Source organism: Paenibacillus jepli, assembly GCF_047238105.1.
In the GTDB taxonomy this organism is placed as follows: Bacteria; Bacillota; Bacilli; order Paenibacillales; family Paenibacillaceae; genus Paenibacillus_D.
The window spans coordinates 1,670,975-1,695,000 of sequence record NZ_JBDFMD010000001.1; the positions used below are offsets into that span (position 1 = coordinate 1,670,975).

Annotated in this window: 18 protein-coding genes, 16 tRNA genes and 1 rRNA gene (1 of these 35 cut by a window edge); 4 read left to right on the plus strand and 31 right to left on the minus strand. The window is 51.0% G+C overall.

What is annotated here, in order from left to right; translation table 11 throughout:
• Positions 1-124 precede the first annotated feature (124 nt).
• The 14 genes from ABC336_RS07510 to ABC336_RS07575 all read right to left on the minus strand — a co-directional run bounded on the left by ABC336_RS07510 (position 125) and on the right by ABC336_RS07575 (position 17,025).
• Positions 125-442, minus strand: coding sequence for a Fur family transcriptional regulator (locus ABC336_RS07510; RefSeq protein ID WP_095398209.1), 318 nt, complete (start codon positions 440-442; stop codon positions 125-127).
• Between the two features lie 14 nt (positions 443-456).
• Positions 457-1,854: a Fe-S cluster assembly protein SufB gene (gene sufB, locus ABC336_RS07515; protein ID WP_413238083.1), complete on the minus strand. Its 1,398-nt coding sequence runs from the start codon at positions 1,852-1,854 to the stop codon at positions 457-459.
• A gap of 21 nt (positions 1,855-1,875) precedes the next feature.
• Positions 1,876-3,216, minus strand: coding sequence for a Fe-S cluster assembly protein SufD (gene sufD, locus ABC336_RS07520; RefSeq protein ID WP_413242463.1), 1,341 nt, complete (start codon positions 3,214-3,216; stop codon positions 1,876-1,878).
• A gap of 26 nt (positions 3,217-3,242) precedes the next feature.
• Positions 3,243-4,022 carry a Fe-S cluster assembly ATPase SufC gene (sufC, locus tag ABC336_RS07525; protein WP_095398211.1) on the minus strand — a complete coding sequence of 260 codons (780 nt, stop codon included), beginning with the start codon at positions 4,020-4,022 and terminating at the stop codon, positions 3,243-3,245.
• 38 nt (positions 4,023-4,060) lie between these two features.
• The gene (locus ABC336_RS07530; protein ID WP_413238084.1) at positions 4,061-5,806 is read right to left on the minus strand and encodes an ABC transporter ATP-binding protein; all 1,746 of its coding nucleotides are present in this window, start codon (positions 5,804-5,806) and stop codon (positions 4,061-4,063) included.
• Positions 5,807-7,615 carry an ABC transporter ATP-binding protein gene (locus tag ABC336_RS07535; RefSeq protein WP_413238085.1) on the minus strand — a complete coding sequence of 603 codons (1,809 nt, stop codon included), beginning with the start codon at positions 7,613-7,615 and terminating at the stop codon, positions 5,807-5,809. It abuts the gene before it with no gap.
• Between the two features lie 157 nt (positions 7,616-7,772).
• Positions 7,773-9,518, minus strand: coding sequence for an ABC transporter ATP-binding protein (locus ABC336_RS07540; protein WP_413238086.1), 1,746 nt, complete (start codon positions 9,516-9,518; stop codon positions 7,773-7,775).
• The gene (locus tag ABC336_RS07545; RefSeq protein WP_413238087.1) at positions 9,515-11,344 is read right to left on the minus strand and encodes an ABC transporter ATP-binding protein; all 1,830 of its coding nucleotides are present in this window, start codon (positions 11,342-11,344) and stop codon (positions 9,515-9,517) included. The genes ABC336_RS07540 and ABC336_RS07545 overlap by 4 nt, the downstream gene beginning before the upstream one ends.
• A gap of 87 nt (positions 11,345-11,431) precedes the next feature.
• Complete coding sequence (gene nikA / locus ABC336_RS07550; RefSeq protein WP_413238088.1) at positions 11,432-13,045, minus strand: nickel ABC transporter substrate-binding protein; 1,614 nt, start codon at positions 13,043-13,045, stop codon at positions 11,432-11,434.
• A 21-nt stretch (positions 13,046-13,066) separates the two neighbouring features.
• Complete coding sequence (locus tag ABC336_RS07555; protein ID WP_413238089.1) at positions 13,067-13,882, minus strand: ABC transporter ATP-binding protein; 816 nt, start codon at positions 13,880-13,882, stop codon at positions 13,067-13,069.
• Positions 13,879-14,670 (minus strand): ABC transporter ATP-binding protein, encoded by a 792-nt coding sequence (locus ABC336_RS07560; protein ID WP_413238090.1) that lies wholly within the window; start codon positions 14,668-14,670, stop codon positions 13,879-13,881. The genes ABC336_RS07555 and ABC336_RS07560 overlap by 4 nt, the downstream gene beginning before the upstream one ends.
• On the minus strand, positions 14,667-15,491 hold the full coding sequence (locus tag ABC336_RS07565; RefSeq protein ID WP_413238091.1) for an ABC transporter permease: 825 nt from the start codon (positions 15,489-15,491) through the stop codon (positions 14,667-14,669). The genes ABC336_RS07560 and ABC336_RS07565 overlap by 4 nt, the downstream gene beginning before the upstream one ends.
• Positions 15,488-16,429: an ABC transporter permease gene (locus tag ABC336_RS07570; RefSeq protein ID WP_249413085.1), complete on the minus strand. Its 942-nt coding sequence runs from the start codon at positions 16,427-16,429 to the stop codon at positions 15,488-15,490. Before ABC336_RS07570 ends, ABC336_RS07565 begins: the two co-directional genes overlap by 4 nt.
• 125 nt (positions 16,430-16,554) lie before the next feature.
• Complete coding sequence (locus ABC336_RS07575; RefSeq protein WP_413238092.1) at positions 16,555-17,025, minus strand: MarR family winged helix-turn-helix transcriptional regulator; 471 nt, start codon at positions 17,023-17,025, stop codon at positions 16,555-16,557.
• Between the two features lie 307 nt (positions 17,026-17,332).
• On the opposite strand from ABC336_RS07575, the gene ABC336_RS07580 reads away from it, so the two are divergent.
• From ABC336_RS07580 to ABC336_RS07595, 4 genes are all read left to right on the plus strand, one after another.
• Positions 17,333-17,725: a sigma-70 family RNA polymerase sigma factor gene (locus ABC336_RS07580; RefSeq protein WP_095398218.1), complete on the plus strand. Its 393-nt coding sequence runs from the start codon at positions 17,333-17,335 to the stop codon at positions 17,723-17,725.
• Between the two features lie 65 nt (positions 17,726-17,790).
• Complete coding sequence (locus ABC336_RS07585; RefSeq protein ID WP_095398219.1) at positions 17,791-18,030, plus strand: helix-turn-helix domain-containing protein; 240 nt, start codon at positions 17,791-17,793, stop codon at positions 18,028-18,030.
• Positions 18,031-18,479: 449 nt separating this feature from the next.
• Positions 18,480-18,752 carry a helix-turn-helix domain-containing protein gene (locus ABC336_RS07590; protein WP_413238093.1) on the plus strand — a complete coding sequence of 91 codons (273 nt, stop codon included), beginning with the start codon at positions 18,480-18,482 and terminating at the stop codon, positions 18,750-18,752.
• 75 nt (positions 18,753-18,827) lie between these two features.
• Positions 18,828-20,024 (plus strand): site-specific integrase, encoded by a 1,197-nt coding sequence (locus tag ABC336_RS07595; RefSeq protein ID WP_155618003.1) that lies wholly within the window; start codon positions 18,828-18,830, stop codon positions 20,022-20,024.
• A 45-nt stretch (positions 20,025-20,069) separates the two neighbouring features.
• Here the strand turns inward: ABC336_RS07595 and ABC336_RS07600 are convergent.
• The 17 genes from ABC336_RS07600 to ABC336_RS07680 all read right to left on the minus strand — a co-directional run.
• A tRNA-Leu gene (locus ABC336_RS07600) sits at positions 20,070-20,153 on the minus strand.
• 200 nt (positions 20,154-20,353) lie between these two features.
• Positions 20,354-20,430 (minus strand) — tRNA-Arg (locus ABC336_RS07605).
• A gap of 14 nt (positions 20,431-20,444) precedes the next feature.
• Positions 20,445-20,518 (minus strand) — tRNA-Cys (locus tag ABC336_RS07610).
• Between the two features lie 9 nt (positions 20,519-20,527).
• Positions 20,528-20,602 (minus strand) — tRNA-Gly (locus tag ABC336_RS07615).
• A gap of 5 nt (positions 20,603-20,607) precedes the next feature.
• Positions 20,608-20,682: transfer RNA gene (locus ABC336_RS07620), tRNA-Gln, on the minus strand.
• Positions 20,683-20,711: 29 nt separating this feature from the next.
• Positions 20,712-20,787, minus strand: a tRNA-His gene (locus ABC336_RS07625).
• 21 nt (positions 20,788-20,808) lie between these two features.
• Positions 20,809-20,882, minus strand: a tRNA-Trp gene (locus ABC336_RS07630).
• A 9-nt stretch (positions 20,883-20,891) separates the two neighbouring features.
• Positions 20,892-20,976, minus strand: a tRNA-Tyr gene (locus ABC336_RS07635).
• Positions 20,977-20,979: 3 nt separating this feature from the next.
• A tRNA-Thr gene (locus ABC336_RS07640) sits at positions 20,980-21,055 on the minus strand.
• Positions 21,056-21,079: 24 nt separating this feature from the next.
• Positions 21,080-21,155: transfer RNA gene (locus ABC336_RS07645), tRNA-Phe, on the minus strand.
• 17 nt (positions 21,156-21,172) lie between these two features.
• Positions 21,173-21,249: transfer RNA gene (locus ABC336_RS07650), tRNA-Asp, on the minus strand.
• Positions 21,250-21,281: 32 nt separating this feature from the next.
• Positions 21,282-21,358, minus strand: a tRNA-Met gene (locus ABC336_RS07655).
• A gap of 14 nt (positions 21,359-21,372) precedes the next feature.
• Positions 21,373-21,448: transfer RNA gene (locus tag ABC336_RS07660), tRNA-Val, on the minus strand.
• A gap of 82 nt (positions 21,449-21,530) precedes the next feature.
• Positions 21,531-21,605: transfer RNA gene (locus ABC336_RS07665), tRNA-Glu, on the minus strand.
• Between the two features lie 73 nt (positions 21,606-21,678).
• Positions 21,679-21,771, minus strand: a tRNA-Ser gene (locus ABC336_RS07670).
• A gap of 6 nt (positions 21,772-21,777) precedes the next feature.
• Positions 21,778-21,853 (minus strand) — tRNA-Asn (locus tag ABC336_RS07675).
• A 79-nt stretch (positions 21,854-21,932) separates the two neighbouring features.
• Positions 21,933-24,026: ribosomal RNA gene (locus ABC336_RS07680) — 23S ribosomal RNA — on the minus strand (it continues 831 nt past the right edge of the window).

The window sequence follows — 24,026 nt, forward strand, 5'->3', positions numbered from 1 at the left end:
CCAAATCCGATTGCAGCACCGAAAAGGAGGATAGCTTGTATGTTCACAAGCCACCCTCTTCCTTTTCATAGACCAATCTTCTTGTCGGCATGAAGTCTCTCTAATACTTTTCCCAATCTACTAGTTATAAGGAATGGATATCCCCATTCATTTCAAATGGGCAAAGACAGTATCTAGCTGTTCGGTCATTAAATATCTTGCGTAGTAAACGTACTTTAACACACAGTTCCAGGGTACGATACACCGTTGCCATTCCTAGCTTGGGAAGCTTTCTCTTAGCCGCTAAAAATACCTCTTCCGCCGTTAAAAGCCCTACACCTTTTACTACAAATATATTTATTATTGCAGCGCGCTGCTTTGTCCATCTTATACCGCACTGCTCCATTCTTGCTTTCAACTGATCCATATATTGATCTGGCACGGGAGCCATATTCATCATCATGGAAACCCTCCCTATCACCCGATGCTGCCTTCCATTTCAAACTTGATAAGCCTGTTCATTTCCACTGCGTATTCCATCGGAAGCTCCTTCGTGAACGGTTCGATGAATCCCATGACAATCATTTGCGTTGCTTCAGCTTCGCTTAAGCCCCGACTCATCAGGTAGAACAGCTGATCTTCTGAAACCTTGGAGACGGTGGCTTCGTGCTCAAGCGTAACATTATCATTCATGATCTCATTGTACGGTATCGTGTCCGATGTGGACTCGTTGTCAAGGATCAGCGTGTCACATTGGATGTTTGCTTTGGAACCGACGGCTTGTCTGCCGAACGAAGCCAATCCTCGGTAGGTCACTTTGCCTCCATGTTTGCTAATCGATTTGGAAACAATTGTGGAAGTTGTGTCCGGTGCCAAATGAATCATCTTCGCCCCCGCATCCTGATGCTGATTTTTGCCTGCAACTGCAATAGAAAGCACCATTCCCTTGGCGCCACGTCCCTTCAGAACAACAGACGGGTATTTCATCGTAAGCTTGGAGCCGATGTTGCCATCCACCCACTCCATGGTTGCATTTTCTTCAGCCATTGCCCGCTTTGTAACCAAATTATAAATATTGGGCGCCCAGTTTTGAATCGTTGTGTACCGAACCCGGGCATTCTTCTTGCAAACAATCTCGACGACCGCGCTATGCAGAGAATTCGTACTGTATACCGGCGCTGTACAGCCCTCCACATAATGCACAAAGCTGTCTTCATCCGCAATGATCAACGTGCGTTCAAACTGACCCATATTTTCTGAATTGATGCGAAAATACGCCTGCAGCGGAACTTCACATTTCACTCCTTTGGGCACATAAATGAGGCTGCCTCCCGACCAAACAGCACTGTTAAGAGCAGCAAATTTATTGTCGCTTGCAGGGACAACTCGACCAAAATACGCTTTGAATATCTCAGGGTGCTCACGCAATGCGGTATCCGTATCAGTAAAAATAACGCCCTGTTTCTCCAAATCTTCCTGCATGCTGTGATAAACAACCTCTGACTCATACTGCGCCGATACGCCCGCTAAAAATTTTTGTTCCGCCTCCGGAATGCCCAGCTTACCGAAGGTCTCTTTAATTTCGGAAGGTACCTCTTCCCACGTTTTCCCCTGTTTTTCCGAGGGACGCACATAATATTGAATGTCGTCAAAATCCAGATCGTCCAGCTTGCCTCCCCAATTGGGGAGGGGCATTTCTTTGAATTGCTCCAGTGAATTCAGCCGGAATTGGAGCATCCAATCCGGTTCGTTCTTGATTTTGGAAATGGTGCGCACGATTTCCGCCGTAAGCCCCTTCCCGGATTGAAATACGGCCTTATGCTCGTCGCGGAATCCGAACTTGTACGCTTCGATCTCCGGCATTGTCTTGGTCATCGTTGTCATCCTCCTTCGTTATCATCGCAGCTGTCCCTCGGACGATTGCGTTCCAGATTGAAGCTTCGTCTCGAGCAACCGCTTCAACCGCTCTCTGACGCTCTGGGCCGGTATCCCGGACACAATCGGCGCGAGAAAGCCCTGGACTACGAGACGTTCCGCTTCCTCCCTCTGAATGCCGCGTGACATCAAGTAATAGATCTGCTCCGGACTAACCTTGCCTACGCTCGCAGCATGACCCGCCGTTACGTCGTCCTCGTCAATCAGCAGAATCGGGTTGGCGTCGCCGCGCGCTTTCGGACTGAGCATCAGTACCTTCTCCGTCTGCTCTCCGTTCGCCTTCGACGCCCCCTTCTCAATCTTCGTAACGCCATTTATAATTGCCGTGCCCCGCTCCTTCATGACCGCCCGCGTCACCATCTGGCTGTCGGTGCGCTTGCCGAAGTGAACCGCTTGTGTCGTCAGACTCAACTGCTGCGATCCCGCTCCGATACTGATCACCTTCGCATCGGACGTTGATCCGCTGCCGTGGAGACTTGATCGTGTGTCGGAGAATACATTGCCGTCGCTCAGGTCGCCGATGATCCACTCGATTCGGCCACCCTGTTCCACAATCGCCCGACGCAACGTCAAATCGACGACATTGTCGGCCAAATGATGAATGGATGCGAACTGCACCCGAGCCCCGGGTTTCACAATAACCTCCACAATCGATTGATGGACAGCTGGCGGCAGTCCGTCGCCTGGCTCAGACACGACATGATCGATGTAGGTGATCCTGCTATGGGAGTCGGCCACGATCAAGATGTGTGGCGCGAATGCAGCCTCCGCATCATCACTGAACAGCAGTGCCTGAATCGGCAGCTCAAGCTCCACATGCTTCGGCACGTAGACGAAGATTCCGCCGTTCCACCACGCTGCGTGCAGTGCCGTCAGCTTGTTCTCCTCCCAATTGACGGCGCTGAACAGATGCGTCTTGAGCACTTCCGTATGCTCGCGCGCCGCAGTCTCCAGATCGGTGAGGATGACTCCTTTGCTCTTCAACTCCACGGAAAGCCGCTTCAGCACCACGCTGGAATTGCGCTGCACGATCAAACCGGACGCACTATCCTCCGGCGCCAGGCCCCGAATCGAACCGGGAAGCTCCTCGCTGTCGCACATCTCGTCAGCCGGCAGATAGCGACCGCGCGCATCCAGCGCCCAGCGGTCGAGCCGTATTTTGTCCGGCTTCGGCCACTCCAGTCCTTCCGCAGCCTGCGCCGCATTTCCGCGCAGCCGCGTCAACCATTCGGGCTCGCCCTTGGATCTCGAGAGCGCCTCTGCCGCAGCGCTCTGAACAGATTTCGATACCGGTTTGTTCATCATATTCCGTCGCTCCTCTTCCATGCTCACAGCCGACCGACCGTTTCATCGACGATCCCGAGCTCTTCTTTGATCCATTCATATCCTTCATTCTCCAGACGCAACGCCAGTTCAGCTCCGCCCGACTTAACGATGCGGCCCTGCATCATCACATGCACATAATCGGGCGTAATATAGTCGAGCAGACGCTGATAATGCGTGATGATCAGAAAACCGCGGTCCTCGGCGCACATCGCGTTGATGCCTGCCGCTACAACCTTCAGGGCGTCAATGTCGAGCCCCGAATCAACCTCGTCGAGAATGGCGATCTTCGGTTCCAACAGCTTCATTTGTAATATTTCATTGCGCTTCTTCTCCCCGCCGGAGAATCCTTCATTCAAGTAGCGGTGAGCAAACTCCGTGTTCATCTCCAGCTCTTTCATTGTGCCTTCCATCTGACGGATGAACTTGATCAATGACATTTCATTGCCCTCGCCACGACGTGCGTTAATGGCGCTTCGCAAAAAGTCGGCATTGGTTACGCCTGCAATCTCGCTCGGATACTGCATCGCGAGGAACAATCCGGCTCGGCTGCGTTCATCCACTTCCATTTCCAACAGATCCTCACCATTAAGCAAAGCCTCGCCCTCGATCACCTCATAGTTCGGATGGCCCATCAATGCGGAAGCAAGCGTGCTTTTGCCGGTGCCGTTCGGGCCCATTATGGCGTGAATCTCCCCGCCCTTGATTGCCAGATCGACACCCTTCAAAATTTCTTTTCCGTTAATAGCGGTCTTCAGACCGCGAACTTCAAATTGTGTAGTCATGGTTCGATAGCTCCTTCTCAATAATAATGTAGAACGCGTTAGGAACTTTCCCGTTCGGCAATATGCCAGCTGCGGGCCCGCTCGTACTGACCATATAGCTTGGCAAACATTCCGTCTGCGACACGAAGCTCCGCCGGAGATCCCATCTCTGCAATCCGCCCGGCCTCAAGCGCGATGACTTGATCCGCCGCCGCAAGCGTAGCCGGTCTGTGGGCAATGACGATGACCGTTCTGCGGCGGTCGCGCGCGAGCCGCGCAATCGCTTCGCTTACGGCCCGCTCGTTCTCCGGATCAAGCGCGGACGCCGCTTCATCGATCAGTACGATGCGCGCTTGCTTAAGGAAGGCGCGCGCAATCGATACACGCTGCCGTTCTCCCCCGGAGAGCCGCGATCCCCCTTCCCCGACACGGGTATTCCACCCCTCGGGCAGCCGTTCGATGACTTCGTCCAAACGGGCAGCGCGTGCGGCTTCGTTAAGCTGCTCAAGCGAAGCGTCCGGGCGCGCAAGCCGAAGGTTCTCTTCAATGGAGGAATCGAACAGATATACCTCTTGGAACACGATGGCGATATCGTTCAACAAAATCCCGGGATCAAGCTGCCGAACGTCTACTCCGCCGACCCGCACGCATCCGGCATCGACATCGAAGAACCGCGCAATGAGCCGTGTGACGGTCGTCTTGCCTGAGCCAGATGGTCCGACCAGCGCTGTCGTACTGCCTGCCGGACAGCGGAATGTAACGTCGCTCAGCACTGGCGTATCCCCGTAGGAGAACGTCACGCCTTCGAACTCGATCCCCGCATGCTCCAGTGCGGTCGCCGCATTCGGCAGATGCGGTAGAGTAGGCGTATCCAGTATGGACTGAACGCGGACAGCCGCATTTTCCATGGCGCGCAGCGCGCCGATCAGCTCGATCAAATTGCCGAGCGGCTCCAAAAATCGGACCGCAAGCACCAGCAGTACGATCGTATCCGTGAGTGCAAGCGAACCGGACAGAAGCAAGTATACGGAGAAGGCCAGGATTGCGATAAAGCCTCCAAGCACAATAGCCGTGTACGAAAGATCCGGCAGCATGACACGTCTTAGCCCCCGGCGGTATGAAGCCCGATGTTCATCTAACGCTTCCCTCATGCGCATGCCCCCCGACTGCCCCTGCCCAGCCGCCCGCAGCACCGTTTGGGCTTGGCCAAGCTCAATCGCGCGTCCGGCGATTTCCGTGGCCGCTTCTTCGAGCTCGATATCGGCCTCCGATGCAATGCGGCCAGAATGTCGAAGTGTCAGCAGCGCAACCGGAATAATCGCTAGAAATACGAGCGCCACCCTCCATTCCAGTGCCATAGCGACTCCGATGATTGTAAGCGGGACAAGCATGGAGACAATGGCAGGTGCCCCGATGACGACAGCCAAATGTCCAATATTGCCGGCGTCCGCCGTCACAGCGCGTGCCAGCCGCGCCTTGTTCGCAGCGGTGAACCAGCCTAACGGCAAAATAGCGACATGGCGCATCACATGATGGCGAAGCGCTGCCGCCAGCTCCATGCTGGCGGCAAAGCCGATCGGCGTCGCGATAACCGTGAGCACCCAATACAGAAGCAGCCCAATGGCACCCGCAATGAGCCAAGGAGCAGCCGCCTGGAAATCCGGTTCGGCTTGCAGCAGCGCCCGCAATATCGGCACCAGCAGCCCCAGCAGCAGTCCTTGCAGGATGGCCAATACAGCCTGCAGCGCTCCTATGCGCAGCAATATGCTGCGATCCGGCCATAAGTTGTACAGTTTGCGAATCATCTACGATTCTCCCTTCTGCTGCGCTTTCCACATCCGCGCGTATAATCCGTCTTTGACCAGCAGCTCCTCGTGCTTGCCCCGTTCGGCAAGACGACCGCCGTCCAGCACGAGAATCTGATCTGCGTTCTTAATGGTATGAAGCCGATGTGCAATGACAATGACGGTCTTGCCCGTTGCGAGCTTAGCCAGCGCCTCCTGAACGGCCGTCTCCCCATCAGGATCGAGCGAGGCGGTCGCCTCGTCCAGCACGACGATCGGCGCCCCGGACAGGATCGCGCGCGCAATCGTCAGCCGCTGCTTCTCTCCGCCGGAGAAGCCGCCGTCTCCGCTTCCCAGCACCGTATCGTATCCCTGAGGCAGCTGCTCGATCACATGATGAATATGGGCTGCCCGGGCGGCCTCGCGCACTTCTTCATCGCTGGCATCCTGACGGCCGATACGGATATTCTCGGTCACGGTATCGCGCAGCAGGATGACGTCCTGGAACACGAGCGACATCGACGACAACAGCGTCTCCGATGTCATATCGCGCACATCGACGCCCCCGATTGTAATCGCGCCACCCGTTACATCGTAAAATCGCGGCAGCAGGCTTGCCAGCGTCGACTTGCCCGCTCCCGAAGGACCGACAAGCGCCGTGACGGTGCCTGTTTCACATACCGCGCTGATCGATGACAGCGCATCACTTGAACCGTCGTACGATAATGACACGTTATTCAGTTCGACTCGGTAGGATGCCGGTTGCTTGGGATCAAGAGGCTCCGGCAAAGCCTCTTGCTGCAGGAGCTCTTCAATGTTGCTGGCGGACACGCGGCCTTTCCGAATGCCCTGCCCTCCTTGAATGGCGGGCATGATCGATGTCGGCAGGCCGACGGCGATGACGAGAAACGGTAGCAGATCCGCCATCTCGAGCTGGCCTGCGCTCACAAGAGCAAGTCCGGCAATTAAGACGACACCAAGCACGGTCATCTCGGAAGAGAGCAGCCGCGATGCTGCTGAGCTGTACGTCGTTTCTTTCACCCAGTCGAGCATGGCGTTCGTATGCTCCTTCACGGCGGAGCCAAATCGTTCATTCATGCGTCCGCCTGTACCGAACGCCTTCACAACAGCAATGCCATCCGCATACTCTACGCTCGCCGCGCTGATTCGCCCTTCCGCGGCAAGAAGACGAGACATATGGGTGGTAGCCGATCGCATCGCGATCCGATAGCTTATGACCATCAGGATCAGTACTGCCATTGAAATCAATGCCATACGCCAATCGACCAACAGCAAATACGCAAACCCTGTAATCATGGCAGCGCCAGCCCCGACCAGCTCGCCAAGCGCGTGCGCAATCAGCTGATGCATCTCCTCCAGGTCGTTGGTCATCCGTTTCTTGATCGCACCCGAGCCGCTGGCGCGAAACCAGCCAAGCGGCAACACGCCCAGCTTGCCTACGATGCGTACTCTTACATCATGCAGCAGCGCCGCGTCCGCATAATGTCCAAGCCGCGACGAGGCGAAGATGAACAGCAGGCGGACCCCTGCTCCAATCGCGCCGATCGCGACCCACATCCATACGGCGCTTCCGCTAGTCTCCCCCGCACCGAGCATCATGCGTGCAATTTCCGCAACTGCGATATAAGGAGCGAACCCGGCAGCCGCGCCGATTGCCGACAGAATTGCACACCAGGCAAGGTGCAGATGAACCGGTCGCAACAACCGCCACAGCGCGTCGGATTTTGCAAGTTGCCCGTTCTCGCCCCCAGTAGATGAATGAAGCATGTCATTCATTGAATGATGACCATGCACATGATCGTTACCCATCAGTTCCCCCTATCCGTGTTGATATACCAACACCTATTTATGAGTAAAAGAATATAGCTGCTATACACTTTATATCTAAAAAGCCTATTCCCCATACTTCCCGGAAAAGTTAAGTGATTTCCGCTGTCACGTTCCGCAGTGCCTTCCCTGCTCCAACTCAAGCCCGCTTAATATGCCAGCTTCGGGCTCTCTCGTATTGGTTATACAACCGGGCATATATTCCGCCGGATTTGCGAAGCGCTTCAGGGCTCCCTACTTCGGCAACCTCTCCCCTGTCGAGAGCGACGACGCGATCAGCCGCAGCCAGCGTCGATGGACGGTGGGCAATCACGATTACGGTTCGCTCGGGATCGCGAGCCAGTCCAGCAATCGCCTCGCCAATGGCGCGCTCATTCTCCGGGTCGAGCGCCGACGCCGCTTCGTCGATCAGTACGATCCGCGCCTTCTTGAGGAATGCGCGCGCGATCGATACCCGCTGCCGCTCGCCGCCGGACAACTGCGCCCCCGCCTCGCCTACCCGGGTCTGCCAGCCGTGAGGCAAACGCGCGACTACCTCATCCAGCCGAGCGGCGCGGGCCGCTTCGGCCAGTTCATCCTCCGTTGCATCCGGCCGGGCCAGCCGAAGATTCTCTTCGATTGTCGTGTCAAACAGATATACGTCTTGGAAGACAATCGCAATGTCGTTCATCAGAACGCTATGATCAATATCGCGAACGTCCGTTCCACCGACACTCACACTGCCGGCATCAGCATCGAAAAAGCGTGCGATCAGCCGCGTCACCGTCGTCTTGCCTGATCCCGATGGCCCAACCAATGCTGTCGTGCTGCCGTGAGGACATTCGAACGACACATTCGTCAGTACAGGCTTGTCGCTATACGAGAAAGTCACGTCGTCGAAAGCAATATCGGTCCGCTCCAGCTGGCGAACCGGCCGCGGATTGTGCGGCAGCGATTGGGTATGCAACACAGCCTCGACACGCCTCGCAAGATAGTCCATCGCGCCAAGACCCGAAGCGTGATCAATCATCCCGCCGAGCGGTTCAAGAAAGCGTACCGCCAGCACGAGCAAGGCAATCGTATCCGCCATAGAGATCGTTCCGGCAAGCAGCAGCTGCACACCGAGTACGACAGCTGCGATAAAACCAATCATGACGACACCGCTGTATGACAAATCAGGAAACAGCATTCGTTTCAATCCGCGGTGATATCGCATACGGTGGTCTGCAAGGGCGTCACGCATGCGAACACTACCGGTTGTGCCGTGTCCCGCTGCCCTCAATACAGGCTGGGCCTGGCCGAACTCTATCGCTCGACCGGCTACCTCGTTCGCCGCTATTTCCATATCGGCGGATACCTCATCAACGGTTCGTCTGGAGCGGCGCAGCGCGAATAACGATACGGGTATGGTGACGAGCAGCACTAGGGCAAGCCGCCAATCTATCAGGAAGGTGACACCAACAATCGTAGCAGGCACAATCACTCCGGTAATCGCAGGAACCCCTACCGTCACGGTCAATTGCGACAGGACACCGGTCACATTCGTGACCGTACGGACGAATTCTCCCTTACGGGCAGCAGTGAACCAGCCAAGCGGCAGCGTCGTCACATGGCTCATCAGATGATGCCTTAGTTGAACCGCAAGCTTCATGCTGGCAGCGAACCCAATGGGTGTAGCCAGCACAGTAAGCACCACATAAATAACAAGTCCCACCGCCCCAGCGATCAGCCAAGGGGTGGCTGCCTCGAAATCGGGGCTCGGCTGCAGCAGCGCACGCAGAATCGGGATCAGCAGTCCAAGCAGCAGCCCCTGCAGCACCGCAAGAATGGCACTCAGCAGCCACATGCGAACCAGCAGCTTCGGATCAGGCCATAGACGATATAACTGAGCAATCATGCGAATCATGCAGATTCCCCCCTCTGCTGCGCTTCCCACATCCGAGCGTACAATCCGTCTTCTGCAAGCAGTTCTTCGTGCTTGCCGTGCTCGGCGAGACGCCCTCCATCCAGAACGAGAATCTGGTCTGCGCTTTTAATGGTATGAAGACGATGAGCGATGACAATGACCGTCTTGCCTGCTGCAAGCTCGGCCAATGCGTCTTGCACCGCTGCCTCGCTGTCGGGATCGAGCGAGGCGGTCGCTTCGTCCAGTACGACGATGCCGGCGCCCGAGAGAATCGCGCGCGCGATCGTCAGGCGCTGACGCTCTCCGCCCGACAATCCGCCCCCGCCAGATTCAAGCATCGTGTTGTACCCGTTCGGAAGTCTTTCGATTACCTCATGAACCTGGGCAGCCTTGGCCGCCTCATAAATGGCTTCATCCGTAGCTTCCGGGCGTCCGATGCGGATATTTTCCTTCACGGTATCCCGCAGCAGCATAACTTCCTGAAATACTAGCGACATGGAAGAAAGCAGCGTCTTGGAACCGATCTCGCGCACATCCGCGCCGCCGATACGGATTGCGCCTCCCGTTACATCGTAGAAGCGCGGCAGCAGGCTGGCGAGCGTCGATTTGCCCGCGCCGGACGGACCGACCAGTGCGGTGACGGTACCGGGCTTGCACTCCGCCTCGATCTCGCTTACCACCTGAGTAAGTCCATCATAAGAAAAGGATACCTTCTCATGTGCGATGCGATTGTCCCGAGGTTGACGAGGCTCCGAGGGCTCGGGCAGCGGTTCGCGGGACAACAGGCTGCCGATGTGGCCGGCTGCCATACGCGCCATACGAACGCCTTGCGAGCCATGGATCAGCGGACCGAAAGCTGTCGGCAGCCCCACGCCTACAACGAGGAAAGGGAGCAGATCGGCAACCGCAAGCCAGCCTGCGCTCACGAATGCCAGTCCCGCGGACAATACTACGCCAAGCAGGACCATCTCCGAGCCCAATACCCGGTTCATGGCGGAACTGTTCCGATGTCCTGCTACCCAAGCTCGATAAGCCTCGGTGTGTTCATTCATCGCTTCGTCGAAACGGGCCAATATTCGGCCCTTTGTACCTCCAAACGTCTTTACGACGTTAATTCCGTCAACATACTCCACGCTTGCGGAACTGATCCGTCCCTCTGCGGTTAACAATCGGGACATGTGCGCGGGAAGCGATCGCATCGCCATCTTATACGTAATTGCGGCCAGCACCGGGACTGCGAGCGTAATGAGCGCCATCCGCCAATCCACAAGCATCAGGTAAGTGAAGCCGACAGCAAGCGAAACGGCTGCGCCGACAACTGCTCCCAACGCATGGGCGAACAGTTCATGCATCGCTTCCAAATCATCGGTCATCGCCTTCTTCACCTGTCCGGAACCGGCGGCTCGGAACCAGCCGAGAGGCAGAACGCCAAGCCGCTTCACAATTTGACCTCGGAGATGATGCAGCATTTCTGCGTCGGCGTTGTGGCCGACATGCGTGGACAACCCGAGCATAATGAGTCGCAACGCAGCGCCTGCGGCGCCGATGCCGACCCAGATCCACACTGTACTGGCAGCCTCTGCGGCATTGGCGGCTACGAACAAGGCTCTGGCGATCTCCACAATGGCCAAGTACGGCGCAAAGCCGGCTACCGCGCTCGCCCCGGTGAGGAACGCGCACGTGATCAAGTGAATCCGGATCGGGCGCAACATGCGAAACGTATCGCTTATCGGCAGCATACGCGGAGCTTCCTCCCCGGCCAAGTTGCCGCTGCGATTGTCATCTGTCGAACGATTTTTCTTTGGGTTATTATATTGTCCTCCCAATCAGCACACCTCCCAAATGTATATAGCTGCTATACACTTTGACCGAACAAAAGCTCTCCTCACCCTTACAGACGAGGGAGAGCTTTTTTATTTTAGTTGAATAGCAGCAACGTCAATATCGGTCGGCTGTCCATTAAACGAGTAATGCGCTATTCTTTGGCTATTATACAAGGCCAGTTCTTTTGTATAGGAGAGAGGAATAAGAATGGCCTGGTCGTTGATTTCGTTTAAAACAAGATCATAAATCTCCTGAATCTGATCTTCATCTGTGCTGACATTAAGCGCATCTATGATCTCGTTGCCGTTCTCTACGAGCGCCAGCGCCTGGGCCGCAGGATAACCATGTCTGTAATCGGGCTTCATATTTGTCATCGATGTGTGGGGATCCCAGGCAGAGCCGTAAGTTTCATAAAAAGCGAGGTCAAAATCGGCCTTTGCGAACTCAGCGTGAAAAGTCATTTTTTCCATCCCCTTTGGCTTGATGTCCATACCAAGTTCTTTCCATTGCGCCGAGATTGCCAAGAGCAAATCATCGATCATGACATCTCCTTTCATATACAGAATCTCACCTGCCAATCGCTTGCCGTCTTTTTCCCTGAAGCCGTCGCCATCCGTATCCACCCAGCCAGCGTCTTCTAAAATCAATTTGGCTTGATCTATATCGTATTCATGGGGAACAAGTTTCACGTCGCTGTAAGGCATAGCGGGATCGAAAATACTGTCGGCCTTCGTTTCAATTCCCGTAAATATACTTTGTACAACCCCCTCTTTGTCGATGGCGCGGCTGGCTGCCAGTCGTACATTCCGATCATCGAAAGGCGCTTTGGACACATTAAATGCAAGATAGCGCGTGTTGCTGGCTATCCCTTCTGAAATCTGCGCTCCGTAGCCCGATTTTTTCATTTCATTAAAACGATCATAGGACATATGCCGTGTTCCTACGAGCATGTCTACTTCTCCATTGCGCAAAGCCAGCAGCTTGGTATCGTTATCCGGAATCACCTTCACATGAAAGCGTTCGACCTCGGGCTCCTCGCCCCAATAATGCGGATTTTTAACAAAGGTGTACGTCGTCCCGTCCGTTTCCCCCTCATACATGTAAGGACCCGTTCCGAACGTGGCTGTTCTGAGCGCATCCCCCGGAGAGCCGTCCGCATTGAATGCACTGGGGGCTACCATCGCCATCGGGTTCATCAGTGTAAAATCCTTTAGCGCTCCATAATAAGGGGCTGTAATATGCACTTCAACCGTATGGGAATCGATGACTACAATCTGGTCCAGGAGTGTAGACACCGTTCCCAAGCCTCCATTCATGGGACCGAGATTGGCCGGGATCACCTCCAGATTTCGTTTAACCGCGTCCGCATCGAATGGCGATCCATCGGAGAACTTCACCTGTTCTCTTAAATAAAATGTATAAACTAAGCCGTCCTCCGATATCTCCCATGACTTTGCAAGACCGGGAATGATATTTCCATCCTTATAACGGACAAGCGTTTCATAAAAATTAACCATGTAAAACTGTGGACCGTAATTGGCATTTACCGTTAGCGTTTCAATCGGGTAAAAACCTCCGGCAAAATCCCAGCTTTCCGTTAATGTAATCTCACCCTCCGTTTGTTCGGTATTTGTCTGTAAGCAAGCAGTTAAAACAAATAGCAATAACGCTATTACAACGAGAGCATCAATCTTTTTTCTCATGGGAATCTCTCCTTAACACTGTTAAAGGGTTGCAGCCATCCGATATTGTTGGTTCCGGTATTCAGGCGACTTCGGAGGAAGCGACTCTATCATCTTCCTCGAATACTCATGTTTAAAATCATCATAAGAAGCAGCATGTTCAATCCGTTCAACGATAGATCCATCTTTCATCACAAAGATGTGATCCGCCATATAGATCGCTACATCGATATCGTGGGTAATAAACAGGAACGCTCCTATTCCGTCATTTTTTAGCTGGAGAATCAAGTCGAGAATTTGCTTTCGGACCGTCACATCCAGTCCGCTAACGGATTCGTCAAAAACAATAAACTTTGGGGATATGCTCATTGCGCGAGCAATGCAAACCCTCTTCAATTGACCGCCGCTCAACTCATGCGGAAGGCGGCTAAGCTGATCAACGGTTAAGCAAACTTTGTCGGCCAGTGCCAGAATTTTTTGGCGCTCGCTTTGTTTGTCCATCTTCTTCAAACACCGGATCGGCTCGGCAATCGAATCAAATACCGGAAGTCTGGGATCGAGTGAGCTCTGTGCATTTTGCAACACCATCTGGAGCACTGCCCTTTTCATGCGAAGTTCTCCTGGACGCAGCAAAGCGATATTACTCCCATCCAGACATACCTCGCCGCGTGTCGGTCGCTCGATCCCCAGCATCAGACGGGCCAAGGTGCTTTTTCCGCTTCCGCTTTCGCCTACAAGGGCGTAACTGGTTTGATGATCCAACGAAAGCGATACTGGTTTCACCGCATCGACAGTCAGTTTATTTCCTCGCTTATCCTTTGCCTGATATTGCTTGGATACCTGCTTTAGCTCAATCACAGCCCTGCTCCTTTCATTAGCCTGGCTCCCAGCAGTTCTTTGGTGTATGCTTCCCGAGGTGATGCGAAGAGTTTGAAGACAGCCCCGCGTTCAATGATCTCCCCACTTTTCATAACCACCATATCATCCGCAAGCTTCGCGGCCACGCCCAAGTCATGAGTAACCAAAAGAAGCGCAATCCCCTTTTTCTTCAATTGATCGAGTTCCTCAAGTACAATGCTTTGGTTTTTCACGTCCAAAGCCGTGGTCGCTTCATCCGCTATAAGGATCTCCGGCTTGTGAATCAAGGCTACTGCGATCATGATTCTTTGCAGCATTCCTCCACTTAATGTGTAAGAATAACTGTTCATTAATTGTTCGCAGCGCGGCAAATTCATTTGCTCCAGTGCTTGAATACCAATCTCATACGCTTCTTTTTTGCCGATTTGTCGATGAGCTCTTATCGACTCTATGATTTGCGCACCAATTTTGATTGTCGGATTGAAGGCGGTCATCGGATGTTGAACAATCATCGCCATTTTGCTTCCGCATAACGAACGCATTTCTTTTTCTTTAAGGGTTAGCAGCCCCACCTCCCTATACCGGATGCTCCCGGAAACTTCGAATTTCTTCCTATTTAATAACCGCATAAGCGCCTTGCAGATCATCGTCTTTCCGCTTCCGCTTTCCCCTACAAGAGCTAATGCCTTTCCTTGGCGAAGCGTAAAATCTACATGTTTGACAATCAGACGGCTGGGCTGCTCCTTAAGTCCGACACAAAGATTTTTCACTTCCAACAAACCATTCATTCGCTCACCTCCTCCGGAGAAATGATGTCTCTAAGCGCCTCTCCGAATAAATTGAAGCCCGCTGCCGTTAACAGAATACAAAGGCCAGGGTAAAGGACAAATGTCGGATGAGAATAAAAACTCGCCCTGGCTTCGTTCAACATCGCTCCCCATTCCGGCGTGCCGGATTCAAAGCCTAATCCTAAAAATGAAAACCCGGATATCATGATGATCATGGAAGCCATTCCCGTGCTTAAGTACACCAGAAATTGAGGAAACAGATTAGGAATGAGGTGTCGAAATATAATTCTTCTGTAATTGCACCCGGCTATAATGCATGCAAGAATGTAGTCCTTGCTTTTTTCCAGACATGCATAGCTCCACACCACTTTGGCATACCAAGCCCACAGAGAGAACATCACGGCAACAACAATGCTGGGTATTCCTTGTCCTAGCGCCCCGACAAGAGACAATACAATTACCAGCGATGGAAAAGCCATAAATAGATCACAGATGATCAGAAAAGCCCGTTCCAGGCGCCCGCCTAAATAAGCGGCTGACGTTCCCAGTATTAATCCAATGCCGCCAAGCGCCATCAGGTTCGGTACGGCGATGCCAAGTGAGTAGCTCGCCCCAAGGAGCAGCCTCGATAACACGCAACGGCCCAGTTGATCCGTACCGAGAGGGTATTGCGCATTTGCGGATAAGAATCGGTTCAAGATATCAATTTTGTGCGGGTCATTTGGTACAATCAGTGGAGCAGTTGCAGCAACCAGACTTACCAATGCGATCATTACAAGTCCTGCCAGCGCCTGCTTGTTGTTAACAATTTTTATAATCATAAAGCTCCTTCCCCCTTATCCATCATCCTGGGGCTGAGCCGCCAATTGAGGATATCCGCAAGCACTCTGCCAAAAACAAAAATAAGTGCGATGACCAATACACAACCATTGATCGTTGGCAAGTCCCGAGCCATAATCGCGTCAATCAAATGCATACCGACGCCCTTCAAGGAAAAAATGCTTTCCACGATGGCACTTCCCGCAATCATGTGACCCATGTATTGACCAAACAACATGATGAGCGGCGGCAGAGAATTCCTTGTCACGTGAACCCATACAATCCTTCCGTTGCTCAGTCCCCTTGCTTTCGCATAAGCAACATAATCCTTATTCAGATTGGAAAGCAGTGTCGCGCGAAATAAGCGAATGGATATCGAAGCAACCGGAACAGCTAGAACGAGAGAAGGAAGAATAAGACTCATAAGATTGTCGTAGTCCACAACCTTCACAATTGGAAAGGTTACAGCGAACAAAAGAAGTACCAAGAATCCCAGCCAGAAGTTGGGCAGTGAAGCACCCAATATCGTTGCTATTCTAACAACGTGGTCAAACCAACTATTTTTTCGCAAGGCAGTGATAAGGCCAACAGGAATGGTAAAGACCACCACCCACAATAGGGACATGCCAACAAGTTGCATGGTTATAGGCAGCTTCTGGCCAATATCTGATGCGACTGTATTTTTTGTCTGTAAAGAAACCCCTAAATCCCCACGCAAACTGCTGCCTAACCATTGTATATATTGCTGGTATAACGGCTGATCCAGCCCCATTTCCGTGCGAATCTGGACAATTTGTTCTTCCGAGGGATGCAAAAATAGATTTCGTGCATAAGCTTCAGCGGGATCAACAATTGAAATATTGGCCATTAGAAACGAAAGTGCCGTCACCCCCAAAAGAGTAATGATCAGGCCTATGCACCTTTTTAAGAAGCCCACCATGAAATCTGTTCCCTTTCCTATGAAGAAGATAATCATTCTCAATTACAAATATTTTTTAATTCCATCATGTTTGATGGAATCTGACTTTAAAGTATTAAGTTGCTATAGGCGTTGCTTAAAAAAAATTATTTTTTCGTCACTTCCTGTAGTTTATGTTCTATTCGGCTAAAAAACTGTTTTAAGAAACGAACTTGTTCTACACTTCCCTCGTCGAGTGCCGAACAAAATAATTCATCAAACTCCTCGTGAAACTTCAAATGATTAAGATGCGTAATTTCTCCATCTGGAGTTAGCTTCAATAAAAAACGCGATTGATTACGTGCATCACGTTCTTTTTTGATAAGCCCTTTCTTTTCAAGTTTCATTAATATTTGCGAAACAGCTCCGATCGTCACACCAAGCAAATCCGCCAAACCCGACACATGAATCCCTTCATGGTCATGGATCGCGGATACGATATGAATTTCTGCATAATAAATCTGCTTTCCATCCTTCGTTTTTAAGAGATGCGTCGTTTTCTCATAATCCATATACGCGTAAACGGCACCCAAAAATGCATCACTTAGTTCTTGCTTTTTCCATTCACCTGCATTCATCTCCGTCACCACCTTATAAACAAATAGCAATCTAATTTAAAGCGCAGTGAATTAAGCGCTAAAAGCCTTTAGCTGCTATAATGTTATAATAAAAAATTTTTCTTGAATCGATACTGATTATCTTGTTCTTATCAAGACGTTGCAAACTTTATGGACCTTTCATCAAACAAGTATATAGCACCTATATACCTTGTGTCAAGCAATACGCTTTTTCATTGATCATGTTTTTTTATGCTTTCCAAAATTCAACAAAAAGTTGCTTTTTCCGTTGCATCCTCCCAATTACATAGTGAAAGGGGGTGAAATTATGAACAGGGATCTCAAAAATCGTAAAGCTATTGAAAAAGGATTCAGCAGCTATGCAAGTACTACTTTACGCCATGCAAGTCGCGACTTTTTCAAAAAATTATGTATGGAAAATGATCGTTTCAGGCCATTTGATGAAGCTGACTTCCAGATCAATGTTGCCTTTAAATTCTGTGAAAGTCCTTTCATCATTCTCGAACAAAACATTGCACTTCTACAGGCAATGAATGATCTTGAGTCGTCAGAAAGAGAACTTCTTCATCTAAAGTATTTTCAAGACAAAACCGACGAGGATATAGCCCGTGTCTTTGGTGTCACCAGACAAGCTATTACCAAGTCAAAAAAAAAATTGTTGTTCAAACTTAAAAAGCATTACCAATCTTCCATTACTTAAAATAAATAATCGAAGTCCTCCTTAGTTAATGTCATTCACAAAAACAACTAAGGAGGGATTATATAATGCGCGATGTCATGGAGTTAATCCAGTTGGCTCAAAAAGGCGACCACGAAGCGGAAATCGAATTGATTAATCGTTACGAACCGCTTATCAATAAATATGCTCGATACAATGGCATCATTAACGAAGACTGCAAACAACAGATGGTTCTTGAGTTTATTATGGCAATTAGGCGCTTTGATCTTTCTCGTTACAACTATAAAAAAGAAGAAGGTTTTAAAAAGCAACCATCAATCGACTAACTTATTTCAACTCAATGGTTGCCTTTCAATTCAAAAATCATCAATTAATAAGTGAGCAGATAATACTTTTTCTCCTTAGCATCGCTGATCTACTCAAATCGACTCACCCTGTACCATGACAATTACATATTCCTGTTACGAGTACGTTCTTCCTGTGGCTGTTAAAAATACAATAGCGACACAGCGAAAGCGCCATGACAGTTTATTTTCGTTATAAACTTGAGCGATCAACTTTTGGCTGGAATCATCTTGTGGTGAGGTGAATCGCGATGATCTACAGGAAGAGATAATGATACTTCTGCCTGGCCAGCGTCACTGCATTGGGGGCAGCCCGCTCGGATGAGGGGGAGCTTTGTAAATGAAGTTATGTGTGGGCTAACCACCTGCAACTTGAAACAGGTTTTTTTTCGTATACATAATCTTCTTTTCTATGAAAGGAGACATGTGACATGCATGACCAGTCTGACGTTCCATATGAGTCAGCACTCATTTTTTATTCGCACATGTTTCAAGATTATCCGGACGTAGTCAATGTCGTTCAGATGTGTGAAATGCTCGGTGGAATCAGCATTAAAACTGGATACAAGCTCTTACAAGCTAATAAAATCAATCACTTCAAAATAGGCAGAGCGTATAAAATCCCCAAAGCCACCATTATTGCTTATCTCCACAGCATAATGACTCATCAACCGACTCCTCACTGCGACGCTTTAGTGCATTGAATCATTAATTTTGCTATGGTATATTTAAAGTGTCAATGGTGGGATCGGTGTTGCTAACCAAGGAGGAAATGAATCATGGTTGCAGGCCACCTACAAGAAAAAAAAGGTCTTTTCTATATCGTCTTAAATTATAAAAATGAGGAGGGGAAGCGGAAAAGTAAATGGATTGCTACGGGCTTGCCCGTCAAAGGAAACAAGAAAAGAGCGGAGTCCATGCTAATGGATGCTCGCAAAAATTTTAAATTAAAAACAATTGAAGAAGAAAAAGAACAAGGAAAGCAAAACAATGAAGAAAATTCTGATGTTGATCAGTCCATATTTGCAGATTACATGATGAATTGGTTAGACACGGTGAAGCATAGGGTCGAACTGATCACCTATATATCCTATGTTAATTCAGTGGAGAAGCGCATCGTTCCTTACTTCCGAGAAAAAGGCATTACACTCCTGGAATTGAAACCTCACCATATTCAGGATTTTTACAGCCATGCCTTAAATGAATGGGGTGTGAGCGCCAACACCGTCATTCATTATCATGCCAATATTCGTTCAGCACTTCAACAAGCATACATCACAGATCGAATTAGTTCTAATCCTGCCGACAAAATCATTCGTCCGAAGAAGGAATCCTTTGTGGGCAGTTCATACAGTGCCTCAGAAGTTAATCAACTTTTAGAAATTATCAAAGGCACCAAGATTGAGCTGGCTGTAATCTTGGGAGCATTTTATGGATTAAGGCGGAGTGAGGTGGTAGGTCTAAAATGGTCTGCCATTGATCTGTTCAATAAAACGATCACGATCAGACATACGGTCACTTCTGGTTCACTGAATGGAAAGTTGATCACGATTGAGAAGGATCGAACAAAGAACAAGGCAAGTCTCCGTACTCTGCCCCTTGTAGATGCTTTCTACGACCTTCTTTTGCAATTGAAGCAGCAACAGGAAACAAATCATCAACTCTTCAGGGATTCGTACTGCAAAGACTATATTGGTTACATTTATGTCAATGCTATGGGCGAGCGAATCAAGCCTAACTATATTACCCAACATTTTGCTCTCGTGCTGAAGAAGAACGGCATGCGCCATATCCGTTTTCACGATCTTCGCCATAGCTGCGCTACTCTGCTCTTGAGCAATGGTGTCAGCATGAAAGAAGTCCAAGAGTGGTTGGGACATAGTGATTATTCCACCACAGCTAATATTTATTCTCACTTAGAGTACAGTTCCAAAGTTTCTTCAGCCAATACAATGAATGAGGTCATAAAAATATAAAAAAGCCCATTAGAATTAAATCTAATGAACTGTTTGTTATTAATGTGGTACCGGTGAGAGGACTCGAACCTCCACGGGTCTCCCCAAACGATTTTGAGTCGTTCGCGTCTGCCATTCCGCCACACCGGCACATTTTATAGTCTCCATCGCTCCTCTGGATAAAGGAGAGAACTACAGGAGAGAACTTTTGGAACACCTTTTAAAGAATCCAGTAATACCAAGGCTTTAGCGGATAAATCTTTGACTTACGCTCACGATTTTGAGTCGAACGCGTCTGCCATTCCGCCACACCGGCTTGTTCATAATTCTCTCTTTGCACAAAAAAAAGATGGCGCGCCCTAAGAGATTCGAACTCCTGACCTTTTGATTCGTAGTCAAACGCTCTATCCAGCTGAGCTAAGGGCGCAAATATAAGGTTTGTGGAGGCGCCACCCAGACTCGAACTGGGGGTAGAGCTTTTGCAGAGCTCTGCCTTACCACTTGGCTATGGCGCCAAAAAAAAATGGAGCGGAAGACGGGAATCGAACCCGCGACCCTCGCCTTGGCAAGGCGATGCTCTACCGCTGAGCCACTTCCGCGTTCATGGCTGGGGCACTAGGATTCGAACCTAGGGGTGACGGAGTCAAAGTCCGTTGCCTTACCGCTTGGCTATGCCCCAACATTTTTGGTTTGTTTTAGTTTGTTAAATGGGGCGATCGATGGGACTTGAACCCACGAATGCCGGAGCCACAATCCGGTGCGTTAACCCCTTCGCCACGACCGCCATAATAACAAGATATTCAGTTGGCAGGGGCAGCAGGAATTGAACCCACACTAACGGTTTTGGAGACCGCTGTTCTACCTTTAAACTATGCCCCTAAGGTAAACTGGTGGAGGATGATGGATTCGAACCACCGAACTCAGAGAGAGCAGATTTACAGTCTGCCGCGTTTAGCCACTTCGCTAATCCTCCATGTGGTGCCGGCGAGAGGACTTGAACCCCCAACCTACTGATTACAAGTCAGTTGCTCTACCAGTTGAGCTACACCGGCATATACAATTCCAAGGTGATACAATGGTGGCTCGGGACGGAATCGAACCGCCGACACGAGGATTTTCAGTCCTCTGCTCTACCGACTGAGCTACCGAGCCTTATCATGAGTATTAAATGGCGGAGCTGACGGGATTCGAACCCGCGGTCTCCTGCGTGACAGGCAGGCATGTTAGGCCTCTACACCACAGCTCCACATGATTTCTCGGAAGACTCCGAAGGTGAATTGGTTGCGGGGGCAGGATTTGAACCTGCGGCCTTCGGGTTATGAGCCCGACGAGCTACCGGGCTGCTCCACCCCGCGTCGATAAGCAATTATGGTGGACGCTGACGGGATCGAACCGCCGACCCTCTGCTTGTAAGGCAGATGCTCTCCCAGCTGAGCTAAGCGTCCAAGTTTTAGAAGCGACATTTATTAGTATACCTCAAAAGCGCTGCTAAAATCAAGCTTTAATTTTCAATTCTTTTAAAAAAGTTGGTGACCCGTAGGGGATTCGAACCCCTGTTACCTCCGTGAAAGGGAGGTGTCTTAACCCCTTGACCAACGGGCCATGCTGTTATCCGGGGCCCCGAAAAGTTCTCGGAAACTCCTTCTTAGAAAAGACTTCACTTTTGGGGGTGAAGTGGCGGAGAGAGAGGGATTCGAACCCTCGAGACGCTTGTGACGCCTACACGATTTCCAATCGTGCTCCTTCGACCTGACTCGGACACCTCTCCAAGCTATGGCTCCCCGAACAGGACTCGAACCTGTGACAACTCGATTAACAGTCGAGTGCTCTACCAACTGAGCTATCAGGGAATGTAGATCAGCAGCGCAAGGCATTGCACCTTAAAAACTGGATGCGAATCAAAGCAAGGTAAGTCTTAGCTGAAGGTTTTAGGATAAGCCCTCGACCGATTAGTATCCGTCAGCTGCATGCATTGCTGCACTTCCACCCCGGACCTATCAACCTGGTCGTCTACCAGGGGTCTTACGAATTGGGAAATCTCATCTTGAGGGGGGCTTCACGCTTAGATGCTTTCAGCGTTTATCCCGTCCGTACATAGCTACCCAGCGGTGCTCCTGGCGGAACAACTGGTACACCAGCGGTACGTCCATCCCGGTCCTCTCGTACTAAGGACAGCTCCTCTCAAATTTCCTGCGCCCACGACAGATAGGGACCGAACTGTCTCACGACGTTCTGAACCCAGCTCGCGTACCGCTTTAATGGGCGAACAGCCCAACCCTTGGGACCTACTTCAGCCCCAGGATGCGATGAGCCGACATCGAGGTGCCAAACCTCCCCGTCGATGTGGACTCTTGGGGGAGATAAGCCTGTTATCCCCAGGGTAGCTTTTATCCGTTGAGCGATGGCCCTTCCATGCGGTACCACCGGATCACTAAGCCCGACTTTCGTCCCTGCTCGACTTGTAGGTCTCGCAGTCAAGCTCCCTTATGCCTTTGCACTCTACGAATGATTTCCAACCATTCTGAGGGAACCTTGGGGCGCCTCCGTTACACTTTAGGAGGCGACCGCCCCAGTCAAACTGCCCGCCTGACACGGTCCCCCTACCGGATTCACGGTAGTGGGTTAGAACTCCGATACGATCAGGGTGGTATCCCAACGGCGCCTCCACCGAAGCTGGCGCTCCGGCTTCCAAGGCTCCCACCTATCCTGTACAGATCGTACCAAAGTCCAATATCAAGCTGCAGTAAAGCTCCATGGGGTCTTTCCGTCTTGTCGCGGGTAACCTGCATCTTCACAGGTATTAAAATTTCACCGGATCTCTCGTTGAGACAGCGCCCAAGTCGTTACGCCATTCGTGCGGGTCAGAATTTACCTGACAAGGAATTTCGCTACCTTAGGACCGTTATAGTTACGGCCGCCGTTTACTGGGGCTTCGGTTCACAGCTTCGGGTTGCCCCTAACCGCTCCCCTTAACCTTCCAGCACCGGGCAGGCGTCAGCCCGTATACTTCGCCTTACGGCTTCGCACAGACCTGTGTTTTTGCTAAACAGTCGCTTGGGCCTTTTCACTGCGGCCCCCTCGGGCTATTCACCCTACCGAGGCACCCCTTCTCCCGAAGTTACGGGGTCATTTTGCCGAGTTCCTTAACGAGAGTTCTTCCGCGCGCCTTAGCATGCTCTGCTCGCCTACCTGTGTCGGTTTACGGTACGGGCACCTTCACCTGGCTAGAAGCTTTTCTTGGCAGCTGGAGCTCATGACCTTCGCTACTGTAATTTTCGCTCCCCATCACAGCCCAGCCTTACGATGAGCGGATTTGCCTACTCATCAGCCTCACTGCTTGGACGGACATCCATCAGTCCGCGTCACTACCCTTCTGCGTCACTCCATTGCTCATAACGGCTACGGTGGTACAGGAATATCCACCTGTTGTCCATCCACTACGCCTTTCGGCCTCGCGTTAGGTCCCGACTTACCCTGAGCGGACGAGCCTTCCTCAGGAACCCTTAGGCTTTCGGCGGATCAGATTCTCACTGATCTTTTCGTTACTCATACCGGCATTCTCACTTGTGTACCGTCCACCAGTCCTTACGGTCTGACTTCAACCTATACACAACGCTCCCCTACCCAAGTACCCTAAGGTACATGCCATAGCTTCGGTGGTGTGTTTAGCCCCGTTACATTTTCGGCGCAGAGTCACTCGACCAGTGAGCTATTACGCACTCTTTAAATGGTGGCTGCTTCTAAGCCAACATCCTGGTTGTCTGGGCAACTCCACATCCTTTCCCACTTAACACACACTTGGGGACCTTAGCTGATGATCTGGGCTGTTTCCCTCTTGACAATGGATCTTAGCACTCACTGTCTGACTCCCGGTCATACGTCTATGGCATTCGGAGTTTGACTGGACTTGGTAACCCTTGCGGGCCCCGCACCCAATCAGTGCTCTACCTCCACGACGCTCACACCGAGGCTAGCCCTAAAGCTATTTCGGGGAGAACCAGCTATCTCCGGGTTCGATTGGAA

Coding starts and splice junctions, on each gene's coding strand:
- ABC336_RS07510 (WP_095398209.1), bottom strand. CDS start 442: ATGATGATGAATATGGCTCCCGTGCCAGATCAATATATGGATCAGTTG.
- sufB (WP_413238083.1), bottom strand. CDS start 1,854: ATGACCAAGACAATGCCGGAGATCGAAGCGTACAAGTTCGGATTCCGC.
- sufD (WP_413242463.1), bottom strand. CDS start 3,216: ATGAACAAACCGGTATCGAAATCTGTTCAGAGCGCTGCGGCAGAGGCG.
- sufC (WP_095398211.1), bottom strand. CDS start 4,022: ATGACTACACAATTTGAAGTTCGCGGTCTGAAGACCGCTATTAACGGA.
- ABC336_RS07530 (WP_413238084.1), bottom strand. CDS start 5,806: ATGATTCGCAAACTGTACAACTTATGGCCGGATCGCAGCATATTGCTG.
- ABC336_RS07535 (WP_413238085.1), bottom strand. CDS start 7,615: ATGGGTAACGATCATGTGCATGGTCATCATTCAATGAATGACATGCTT.
- ABC336_RS07540 (WP_413238086.1), bottom strand. CDS start 9,518: ATGATTCGCATGATTGCTCAGTTATATCGTCTATGGCCTGATCCGAAG.
- nikA (WP_413238088.1), bottom strand. CDS start 13,045: ATGAGAAAAAAGATTGATGCTCTCGTTGTAATAGCGTTATTGCTATTT.
- ABC336_RS07560 (WP_413238090.1), bottom strand. CDS start 14,670: ATGAATGGTTTGTTGGAAGTGAAAAATCTTTGTGTCGGACTTAAGGAG.
- ABC336_RS07565 (WP_413238091.1), bottom strand. CDS start 15,491: ATGATTATAAAAATTGTTAACAACAAGCAGGCGCTGGCAGGACTTGTA.
- ABC336_RS07570 (WP_249413085.1), bottom strand. CDS start 16,429: ATGGTGGGCTTCTTAAAAAGGTGCATAGGCCTGATCATTACTCTTTTG.
- ABC336_RS07575 (WP_413238092.1), bottom strand. CDS start 17,025: ATGAATGCAGGTGAATGGAAAAAGCAAGAACTAAGTGATGCATTTTTG.
- ABC336_RS07580 (WP_095398218.1), top strand. CDS start 17,333: ATGAACAGGGATCTCAAAAATCGTAAAGCTATTGAAAAAGGATTCAGC.
- ABC336_RS07585 (WP_095398219.1), top strand. CDS start 17,791: ATGCGCGATGTCATGGAGTTAATCCAGTTGGCTCAAAAAGGCGACCAC.
- ABC336_RS07590 (WP_413238093.1), top strand. CDS start 18,480: ATGCATGACCAGTCTGACGTTCCATATGAGTCAGCACTCATTTTTTAT.
- ABC336_RS07595 (WP_155618003.1), top strand. CDS start 18,828: ATGGTTGCAGGCCACCTACAAGAAAAAAAAGGTCTTTTCTATATCGTC.